The 8,766-nt window shown below is 60.6% G+C and carries 8 protein-coding genes and 2 pseudogenes; 5 read left to right on the forward strand and 5 right to left on the reverse strand.

All coding sequences use genetic code 11. The annotated features are described in order from the left end of the window. Positions 1-100: 100 nt before the first annotated feature. The 4 genes and pseudogenes from SYN65AY6A5_RS05090 to SYN65AY6A5_RS05105 form a co-directional block, all read right to left on the reverse strand. Positions 101-352, reverse strand: a pseudogene (locus SYN65AY6A5_RS05090) (alpha amylase C-terminal domain-containing protein); the annotation flags it as partial. Further along, positions 307-831, reverse strand: a pseudogene (trpA, locus tag SYN65AY6A5_RS05095) (tryptophan synthase subunit alpha); the annotation flags it as partial. The pseudogenes SYN65AY6A5_RS05090 and trpA, both read right to left, overlap by 46 nt. 61 nt (positions 832-892) lie before the next feature. After that, positions 893-2,308, reverse strand: a complete 1,416-nt coding sequence (locus tag SYN65AY6A5_RS05100; RefSeq protein ID WP_099884025.1) for an ABC transporter substrate-binding protein — start codon at positions 2,306-2,308, stop codon at positions 893-895. 129 nt (positions 2,309-2,437) lie between these two features. Beyond that, positions 2,438-2,653: a hypothetical protein gene (locus SYN65AY6A5_RS05105; protein ID WP_011430147.1), complete on the reverse strand. Its 216-nt coding sequence runs from the start codon at positions 2,651-2,653 to the stop codon at positions 2,438-2,440. Between the two features lie 28 nt (positions 2,654-2,681). On the opposite strand from SYN65AY6A5_RS05105, the gene SYN65AY6A5_RS05110 reads away from it, so the two are divergent. Next, positions 2,682-3,530: a class I SAM-dependent methyltransferase gene (locus SYN65AY6A5_RS05110; protein WP_099884027.1), complete on the forward strand. Its 849-nt coding sequence runs from the start codon at positions 2,682-2,684 to the stop codon at positions 3,528-3,530. An 8-nt stretch (positions 3,531-3,538) separates the two neighbouring features. On the opposite strand, the gene SYN65AY6A5_RS05115 is transcribed toward SYN65AY6A5_RS05110, so the two are convergent. After that, entirely contained in the window at positions 3,539-4,327 is a 789-nt protein-coding gene (locus SYN65AY6A5_RS05115) for an amino acid ABC transporter ATP-binding protein (RefSeq protein ID WP_011430145.1), read from the reverse strand. Between the two features lie 274 nt (positions 4,328-4,601). Here SYN65AY6A5_RS05115 and SYN65AY6A5_RS05120 point away from each other — a divergent pair, with 274 nt between their 5' ends. The 4 genes from SYN65AY6A5_RS05120 (at position 4,602) to SYN65AY6A5_RS05135 (ending at position 8,549) form a co-directional block, all read left to right on the forward strand. After that, positions 4,602-5,621: an amino acid ABC transporter substrate-binding protein gene (locus tag SYN65AY6A5_RS05120; protein WP_240530988.1), complete on the forward strand. Its 1,020-nt coding sequence runs from the start codon at positions 4,602-4,604 to the stop codon at positions 5,619-5,621. 45 nt (positions 5,622-5,666) lie between these two features. After that, positions 5,667-6,902, forward strand: coding sequence for an ABC transporter permease subunit (locus SYN65AY6A5_RS05125; RefSeq protein WP_240530989.1), 1,236 nt, complete (start codon positions 5,667-5,669; stop codon positions 6,900-6,902). 3 nt (positions 6,903-6,905) lie between these two features. Next, the gene (locus SYN65AY6A5_RS05130) at positions 6,906-8,111 is read left to right on the forward strand and encodes an amino acid ABC transporter permease (RefSeq protein WP_011430142.1); all 1,206 of its coding nucleotides are present in this window, start codon (positions 6,906-6,908) and stop codon (positions 8,109-8,111) included. 162 nt (positions 8,112-8,273) lie between these two features. Continuing rightward, entirely contained in the window at positions 8,274-8,549 is a 276-nt protein-coding gene (locus SYN65AY6A5_RS05135) for a hypothetical protein (RefSeq protein ID WP_346426185.1), read from the forward strand. Positions 8,550-8,766: the final 217 nt, after the last annotated feature.

The following is an 8,766-nucleotide window of genomic DNA, read 5'->3' on the forward strand; positions in this document are numbered from 1 at the left end:
GAAAGACTTTGCTGTGGTAGCGCAGTTCCACAAAGCCAGAATAGTCTCGAAGGATGTCGCGCAGCAGATCTCGCATGGCAATGAGGCGGGAAGGCCGTACTCACTCCAGCATAGCTTTGTTTTCGCCTGAATCCTCCGCCAGCTGGGGCGGCTGCCACTTCAGCACCAAGGTTGAAAGAGGGGGCAGGCAGAGCTCAAGCGAGTAGGGCAGGTTGTGGTAGGGCCAGTCATCCGTCCACTTGCCCCCTAGGTTGCCAACCCCGCTGCCCCAGAACTCCACCGCGTCGCTGTTGAGCAGTTCCCGGTAAAACCCTCGCTGCGGCACGCCAATGCGGTAATAATGCGGCGCATGCGCTCCGGGGGGCTGGTGGGGGCCACCAGCAGGATGAGGTCGATCTCTTCGGCCTGGGCTGCTTGTCGCAGGGATCCCGCCTCTTCCAGAGGCAGATCGGGGACGACCAAGCCGGCACAGCCGGCCTGCCGCAGTTGATGCAGAAAGTTGGGGATGCCGAGCTGGTGGATGGGGTTGTAGTAGGTGAACAGGATCAGGGGGGCCTGCAGCGAGAGACAGCGCAAGCCTTGTAGAATGGCGCCCAAAGTGACTCCCCGACTGAGGGCGCGGGTGGCTGCTGCTTGGATCACCGGCCCATCCGCCAAGGGATCCGAGTAGGGTACCCCCAGCTCGATGAGATCGGCGCCACTCTGATCCAGAACCTGCAAAGCCTCGAAGGTCGTCTCCAGGTTGGGATCCCCGGCGGTGAGGTAGGGGATGAGGGCTTTTTCACCACGGCTGCGCAGCGCCTGAAAGCAGGCTGTGATCCGAGTGGGCATGGGATCCATTCGATTCTGAGGAGATTGAGAGCATCCCCCACTGTAGCGTCTGCCGGGATCCCTAGGGGAGAGGCACAAAATCGTAGCCGGTACCGGAGCGGTTGCCGGGCTCAACCCGCACCAGCACATGGGGAGCATTGCGGTCGCCGGAGGGCAAGAAGCGCACCTCTCCCGAAGCCCCGTCCTGGAGGAGGAAGTTGGGATCCTGCAAACGGGCCAGCACAGCGCTGCGGCTGGTGGCTCCTTGGCTGAAAGCTTGCAAGAAAACCCGGGTGGCATCATAAGCCAGAGCGGTGCGCCAGCTCACCTGCCCTCCCCAGAGCTGGGCTGCCTTCTGGGCAAACTCGCGGTTGCGCGGCACCTGGGGATGCCAGGGTACCGCCACCACCAAGCCCTCTACCGCTGCTCCCCCTTCTTGCAATGTGGTGAGGCTGAAGAGCACATCGCCGCCCAGAAGAGCAAGGGGCTTACCAGCTACAGCGTTCTCGCGGGCTACGGCCAGCGCTTTTTCGGCTACGGAAGCCGTGGGAGCTAAAAAAGCTACCTGGGCTCCTTGGCCGACGGCCCTTTGCAGGCTGGCCTGGGGGTTGAAGTCCGACGCCGATAAGTCGAACTCCGCCAGCACGATGCCCCCTTCGCTGGTCAGGGTGGAGGCAAAGGCGTCCCGCAGGCTGGTACTGTAAGCGCTGTTGGGGTTGTAGAAGATGACCACCCTTTGCAGCCGCAACGTGTTGAGAGCATAACGGGCCAGTTGCGTGCCGGCCACTTGATCCGAGGGCACGGTGCGAAAAATGGCATCCCCCAGCATGCTGATGCGAGTGCTGGTGGAGGTGGAGGAGATCATCGCCAAGCCGGCAGGCTGATAAACCTCGGCTGCAGCCAGGGTGGCATCGCTGGTGTTATGGCCAATCACCCCCAAGATCTCAGGCTGCGCCACCAGGGCTTTGGCCACCGCTGCTGCTCGCTCAGGGTTATCGCCATCGTCGGCAATCACTACCCGCAGCAGCCGTCCTCCGATTCCCCCCTGTTGGAAAAGCTCCTCCTGAGCTTGTGCCACCCCCCGCAGGGTCTCTTTGGCGCGGTTGGGGTTGCTGGAGATGGGCACCACCACCGCCAGGCTCAAGGGACTGCCTTGCTGCTGGGCGCGGGCGTTGTTCAAGAAAATGCGAGCTTCCGGGTCGTTGCGGTTGCTTTGCAGACCCATTTCCAACACCGAGATGGCTGCGCTGAGGTTACCTTGGCGCAACAGCTCTGCAGCGGCAACGGCAGCGGGACTGCTATCGGCAAACAAGGTGCGCTCGCCGCTGGTCAGGAGCAGATCTTGTGCTCCACCCCCCAACCCTGGCAGCGATACTGGCGGTAGAGAAATGCCTTCCGGCCAGCGAACATAGCCCGCCTGCCAAGCACGATGACCGCCCCAGAGTAGCAATAGCCCCAAGGCAATGTAGACAATGGGTGGTGGAGACTTGGCAACCATATATAGAGAGAAAACGCTAGCTTTTGGCCAGCAAAGACACTGCTTGTATCCTCAGGAATCCTCAAAAGTCATCTTTCCAAGGATCTCTAAGGATCTCCGACTATGCATCAGCATGAGTGCGGGAGTATGTCACGGATCGGGACGGTAGGAAGGGCTGTTGCGGTATTGGCGCTCTAGCTGCTCCACAATGGAAATGGGAACGGATGAGGTCTCGGAGGGCTCTTCTGGCGAGGTGCCGATCTGCGTCTCGGTCTCCACATTGAACTGCCGAGATGTTGCCCAAACCACTGCTGCAATCAGCAAAAGGACGATAGCGGCACCGTAAAGAAAGGCGACGATGGCCATCGGGTCAATGGTTTAGCTTTCCCCTTCCATGATAAAGGCTGTCGAGAATCACCCACTTCGGGATCCCTTAGAGCAAGCCCTATGGGACTGGCACCGAGGAGAGGCCAAGGGATCCCTGCTCTTGCATGCCTACGGCCTGGAGGGGATCCCGTTGGCGGAAGAGCCCCAGGTGGTCTCCCCAGAGGTGTTCTTCACCCAGGAGCTGCCGGAGGTGGAGGCCATGGCTTTGGATCTATGCCGCGGTCGGGTGCTAGACATCGGCGCCGGCACGGGCCGCCACAGCCTGCTGCTGCAGGAGGAAGGATTGGCCGTGGCTGCCTTGGATCGCTCCCCTGTGGCTTTGCAGATTATGGCAGAGCGGGGGGTGTGTTGCCGCATTGCCGCCGATCTTTTCCACTGGGCGGGGCCAGGAGAGCCCTTCGATACCCTACTCCTGCTGATGAACGGCGTCGGCTTGGCGGGATCCCTGTCGGGCTTGGAGCGTTTTTTGCGCCTGGCTCGCCACTGGGTTCAGCCCACTGGCCAGTTGCTCCTGGATTCCACCGATTTGAGCGATGCCAGCGACCTCGCAGATCTGCGGAATCTGCCGGCAGAAGAGGGAGGGCGTTTAGAAAACTTGGAAGATCCCTCTGGCAAGCTGGCCGCTCCTGCCCACCTCGAAGCAGGTGGCTCAGAAGATTGGCAGGAAGGGAGCGAGGCAAAAGCCAAGGTAGTGAACTTTGTAGCCGAGTACAACGGCCAGCGGGGGGATCCCTTTCCCTGGCTATTTGTAGATCCGGAAACCCTGCTGCAGTGTGCCCACGCCAACGGCTGGCAGGGGCAGATTGTCTATCAAGAGCCGGAGGGGGCTTTTCTGGCACGCCTCACCCCCTTCTGAAGGACTCGCTAGTGGGAAAGGATCTGGGATAAAAACAGGCGGGAGCGCTCTTCTTTCGGATTGCTGAAAAACTCTTGGGGGGTGTTTTCCTCCACGATCTTGCCGCGGTCGAAGAAGATAATCCGATCCGCCACCTCGCGGGCAAAGCCCATCTCGTGGGTTACACACACCATGGTCATCCCCGAGCGGGCCAACTCCCGCATCACGTCCAGCACCTCCTTGATCATCTCTGGATCCAAGGCCGAGGTGGGCTCATCGAAGAGCATCACCGCCGGATTCATGGCCAAGGCGCGGGCAATCGCCACCCGCTGCTGCTGCCCCCCCGAAAGTTGCCCCGGGTATTTTTCTGCTTGCTCGGCGATCCCCACGCGGCTTAGCAGTTCCATAGCCCGCTCTATCGCCTCACTTTTTTTCATCTTTTTCACGTGGATTGGGCCAAGGGTTACATTTTGCAAAACCGTGAGATGGGGAAACAGGTTGAACTGTTGAAAAACCATGCCCACCTCGCGGCGAATGGCATCGATGTTGCGCAGGTCGCTGGTTAGCTCAATGCCATTTACCACAATGCGCCCTCTCTGGTGTTCTTCTAAGCGGTTCAACGTGCGAATAAACGTTGACTTGCCCGAGCCTGAAGGCCCACAGACCACCACCACCTCTCCGCGGCGGATGCGGGTGGTAATGCCCTTGAGGACGTGGAAATCGCCGTACCATTTGTGAACATCTTCGCATTGGATAATGTCAGCGCTGGCTGCACTTTGCGGAGAGAGTGAAGACCTTATGTGCGGGGATCCTTGCATGGGTGGGTGACTCCCTAAGTTTCACCAAAGCAGGCATGGGTACCATGGCAGAACTGGCCGAGCCACAACCGTAGCCTCTGCAACATTTCCATACGCCCTGACATGTAAGGCTTTGAGAAAATCGTAGGCGCCTATGGCAAACCATTCTATGGGGTGTGGCAGGAGTGTAACCCAATGGCACGGTATCTCGGTTGAAGTGCCGTGTATGAACGACTGTTGACGACGAAGATCTTGAGGATTGACATGGGGTAATTTTATGAACTGGATAAGGCATTTGAACGGATTGGCTCCCTTGGCCGGGGCACTGGCGTTGTCTATGGGCCTGCAGTCCCTTCCCGCTTGGGCGCAGCTGGGGCCGCTCACCGACCGCATCAAGGCTCGGGGCGAGTTGATCTGTGGGGTGAACAACCAACTGCCCGGATTCGGCAACCTGGATGACCAAGGCAAGTATGTGGGTTTTGATATCGACATCTGCCGGGCAGTAGCTGCCGCTCTCTTTGGAGATCCGGACAAGGTTCGATACGTCTACCTGACGGCGGCCAACCGTCAATCGGCCATTCAAGCAGGCGAAGTCGATATGATCAGCCGCAACACCACCTGGACCCTCACCCGGGATCGCGAGTGGGCGGTGACCTTCGGCCCCACCACCTACTACGACGGCCAAGGATTTATGGTGCGGAAGTCGCTGGGGGTGGAAAAGCTGGAAGACCTGAACGGGGCCACCATCTGTGTGATTGCCGGCACCACCACCGAGCTGAACTTGGCGGATACCTTCCGCGCCCGTGGCATTGCCTTTACGCCAGTAACCTTCGACGGCGATGATTCCTCTTTCAACGCCTACGAAGAGGGCCGTTGCGATGCCATCACCAGCGACCAAAGCGCCCTCATCTCCCGCCGGGCCAGCTTGGCTTCTCCTGATGACCACGTGATCTTGCCGGAGGTGATCTCCAAAGAGCCCTTGGGGCCGCTGGTTCCCCACGGAGATGAGAGTTTTTCCGACATTATGAACTGGACGGTCTACGCCCTCTTCTATGCAGAAGAAAGGGGGATCACCAGCGCCAATGTGGACGAGTTCCTCAAGTCGGAGGATCCCGACATTCGCCGCTTCTTGGGCCAGGAAGGCAACCTGGGAGAGCTGCTGGGCCTGAAGCCGGATTGGGTGGTCAATGTCATCAAGGCGGTGGGCAACTACGGCGAGATCTTCAACCGCCACCTGACCCCCTTGGGCGTGCCGCGGGGCTTGAACCAGCCCTACACCAAAGGTGGGATCCAGTACGCGCCGCCTTTCCGCTAATCGCAAATCCGGGAGCCATCGCCCCCCCTGGGACAGGGATCCCGGTTGGTCAGTACCGGCCAGGGATCCCCTATTCTCTGCTGTGCTCTGAATTTTTGCTTGCCCCGCATGACTTCTCTGTCCGACCAGTCCCACCTTCGCCCCCCCTGGTGGCGGAATGAGCGCATCCTAAAAGTTCTGCTGCAGGTGGCCTTTGTCGTGGCCGTGCTGCTGGTGTTCGGGATCCTCGCCCAAAATCTCCTCGCCAGCCTGCGCCGCCTGGGCATCAGTTTGGGCTTTCGCTTTCTGGACAACTCCGCCAACTTTGGGATCACCGAGGGGCTGATCCCCTACGACCCCTCCGAGAGCTACCTGAAGGCTCTGGCGGTGGGAGCGGTGAACACCCTCTGGCTGTCGGCAGTCAGCATTGTGTTGGCGACGGCGATGGGCTTTGTCCTGGGGATGGCTCGCCTCTCCAGCAACTGGCTGGCCCGCCAGCTGGCCACCGTTGTTACCGAGATCTTTCGCAATGTCCCGGTGCTGCTGATCGTGATCTTCTGGTACCAGGGGGTGATCCTCACCCTGCCGGGGGTGCGCAACAGTCTCTCCATCGGCGGGCTTGTCTTTATCAACCAGCGGGGAGTGAAGCTGCCCGGGTTGGATCCCAGCGGCTGGCTGGTTCCCGCGCTGGCCATTGTAATCGCGGCTGGGTGGGGGATCCGCAAGCTGCTCCTAGTCTGCCGACCCGAGCTGGGATCCCTGCAGCGGAACCTGTGGGTGGCTGCGGGGGTGGTGCTGCTGGCGGTGGCCTGCTGGGTGCTCTTCCCAGAGCCGCCGGTGCGGCTGGATGTCCCGGTACTGGAGCGCTTTAACTTCCGGGGTGGGATCCAGCTTTCGGCGGAGTTTACCGCCATGATGCTGGGCTTGGTGACCTACACCGGCTGCTACATTGCCGAAGTGGTGCGGGGATCCTTTTTGGCGGTGCCGCGGGGGCAGTGGGAGGCGGCCCGGGCCGTCGGCCTGTCGGAGCTGCAAACCTTTCGCTTGGTGATTGTGCCCCAGGCCCTGCGGATCATGATCCCCTCCTTGAACACTCAGTATCTCACCTTGATTAAAAACTCCAGCTTGGCCATTGCCGTTGGCTTTTCCGATCTGTTCAACATCAGCAGCACCATCATCAACCAGTCGGGACGTTCGGTGGAGATGTTCGCCATCCTCATGGCCACCTACCTGACCTTTAACCTGGTGGTTTCCTACGGCATGAACTGGCTCAATGCCCGCGTCAAATTGGTGGAGCGCTAACCCATGCCCAGCAGTCTCTCCTCTCCCCTTGTAGAAGAAAAGGTACTCCCCCCCAGGGAGAAACAAAGTCCGCTGGCTTGGGTGCGTCGCAACCTGTTTGACTCCTGGTTGAGCACCTTGCTCACCTTGGTCTCCGCCTTGGTGTTGGCCTGGGCAATTTCCCTGTTCTGGAACTGGGCGTTCACCCAAGCCCGCTGGGAAGTGATCCCGGCCAACCTGAAAATCTTTGCCAGCGGCACCTACCCCAGCAGCCAACTGTGGCGGGTGTGGGCGGTGTTGGGAATTGTGCTGGCCACCTTGGGGGTAGCGGGGGGGGCTTGGGGCGGTGTGCTGCTGCACTACCTCATTCTCTTGGGAGCTGCTATGGGCTTAGCCGCGTTCCTGCCTTTGGGAACCCAGTCGCAGGGGTGGCTGGCGGTTTGCTCTGGCGTCACTTTTGCCGCTATTGCCCTCAGTCGCGGACGGGAATCCTGGCGGCTGGCTTCCATCTGGGTTTGGGCCTTGATCTTGCCCCTCTGTCTGGAGCTGCTGCTGGGCAACCTGGGCCCCAATTGGCCGGCAGTGCGGGCTGAGCAACTGTCTGGACTGCTGCTGACCTTGATCTTGGCGGCAGCCGCCATGATCATCGGCTTCCCCATTGGGGTGTTGCTGGCGTTGGGCCGGGCCAATCGGGCGTTGCCGGTAATCCGGATCTTCTGCACGCTGGTGATCGAGCTGGTGCGGGGGGTGCCTCTGACCACCATTCTGTTTGCCGCCTGGCTGTTGGTGCCCTTCTTTCTGGGGGGGATCAGCGTCAACCTGATCATCCGGGCGGAGGTGGCCTTCATCTTGTTTACAGCCGTGTACGTGGCCGAGGACGTGCGGGGCGGCCTGCAGTCAATCCCGCTGGGCCAGCTAGAAGCGGCACGGGCGCTGGGCTTGAACCCCTTTCAAGTGACCGCTTTGGTGATTTTGCCCCAGGCGTTGCGGGCAGCTGTTCCGGCGCTGGTGAACGAGTTCCTCACCCTCTTCAAAGACACGTCACTGGTGTTCATTGTCGGCCTCATCGACCTGCTGCAGGCGGGGCGCGTGGTGTTCACCAACCCCAACTGGCTAGGCACCCAGCGGGAAGTGCTGTTTTTTATCGGCCTAATCTACTTCATCTGCTGTTTTGCCATGGCCTATGCCGCCCAGCAGGTGGAAAAGGCGCTGGGCTTGGGCAAGCGCTAAAAACTGCAACCGCTCCCCTTCCCAGTTTCATCTGCTCAGGCCCCGGGATCCCCTTAACGGGCTTGGGCCACCGCCCAATGGCGAGGAGTGTTGGGCAAGTGCTTTTCCCTGGAGAGGGGGCAGCGCTAAGATAGCGGGGAACGTCTCGTTACACCTTGGCCCATGACCCTTGCCTCTGAGACCGAATCCCCGGAGCAAGCCGCGGCGGCCCCTGAGCCTGGTCGGGTGCGGGATCCGGAGTTTCCCTACGAGGTCGAGATGACCTTGATGGAGCACTTGGAAGAGCTGCGCAGCCGCCTGTTGGCCAGCGTGATCGCGGTGGCGATCTGCATCATCGCTTGCTTTGTTCCGGCGCCGAGATCTTGGCCGACCATCGCGAGAGAGCCGGCCACGTCCTCCGCCTCTTCCAGCAGTGGGAAGCCGACCGGCTGGTTCTAAGAGTTGCTCCCTAACTCCCCTCTCCCTTTGGGAGAGAGGCTGGGGGTGAGGGCTAAGCAGGCTGTCGGCCCCCCACAATGGCACGGCAGCGAATGTAGGGCCCTCCGGCGTCTACCTTGGCCGGCTGACCCTTGCCGCAGTGGCCGGATCCCAAGTCCCACCGGAAATCCCGCGACACGGCATCCACCGACTGCAACACCTCAAAGGCATTGCCCGT

This window comes from Synechococcus sp. 65AY6A5 (genome assembly GCF_002760415.1).
GTDB lineage: Bacteria > Cyanobacteriota > Cyanobacteriia > Thermostichales > Thermostichaceae > Thermostichus.

Bases quoted from the DNA above. Each gene is read 5' to 3' on its own strand.
- SYN65AY6A5_RS05100 (WP_099884025.1), bottom strand. From the start codon at position 2,308: ATGGTTGCCAAGTCTCCACCACCCATTGTCTACATTGCCTTGGGGCTA.
- SYN65AY6A5_RS05105 (WP_011430147.1), bottom strand. From the start codon at position 2,653: ATGGCCATCGTCGCCTTTCTTTACGGTGCCGCTATCGTCCTTTTGCTG.
- SYN65AY6A5_RS05110 (WP_099884027.1), top strand. From the start codon at position 2,682: ATGATAAAGGCTGTCGAGAATCACCCACTTCGGGATCCCTTAGAGCAA.
- SYN65AY6A5_RS05115 (WP_011430145.1), bottom strand. From the start codon at position 4,327: ATGCAAGGATCCCCGCACATAAGGTCTTCACTCTCTCCGCAAAGTGCA.
- SYN65AY6A5_RS05130 (WP_011430142.1), top strand. From the start codon at position 6,906: ATGCCCAGCAGTCTCTCCTCTCCCCTTGTAGAAGAAAAGGTACTCCCC.
- SYN65AY6A5_RS05135 (WP_346426185.1), top strand. From the start codon at position 8,274: ATGACCCTTGCCTCTGAGACCGAATCCCCGGAGCAAGCCGCGGCGGCC.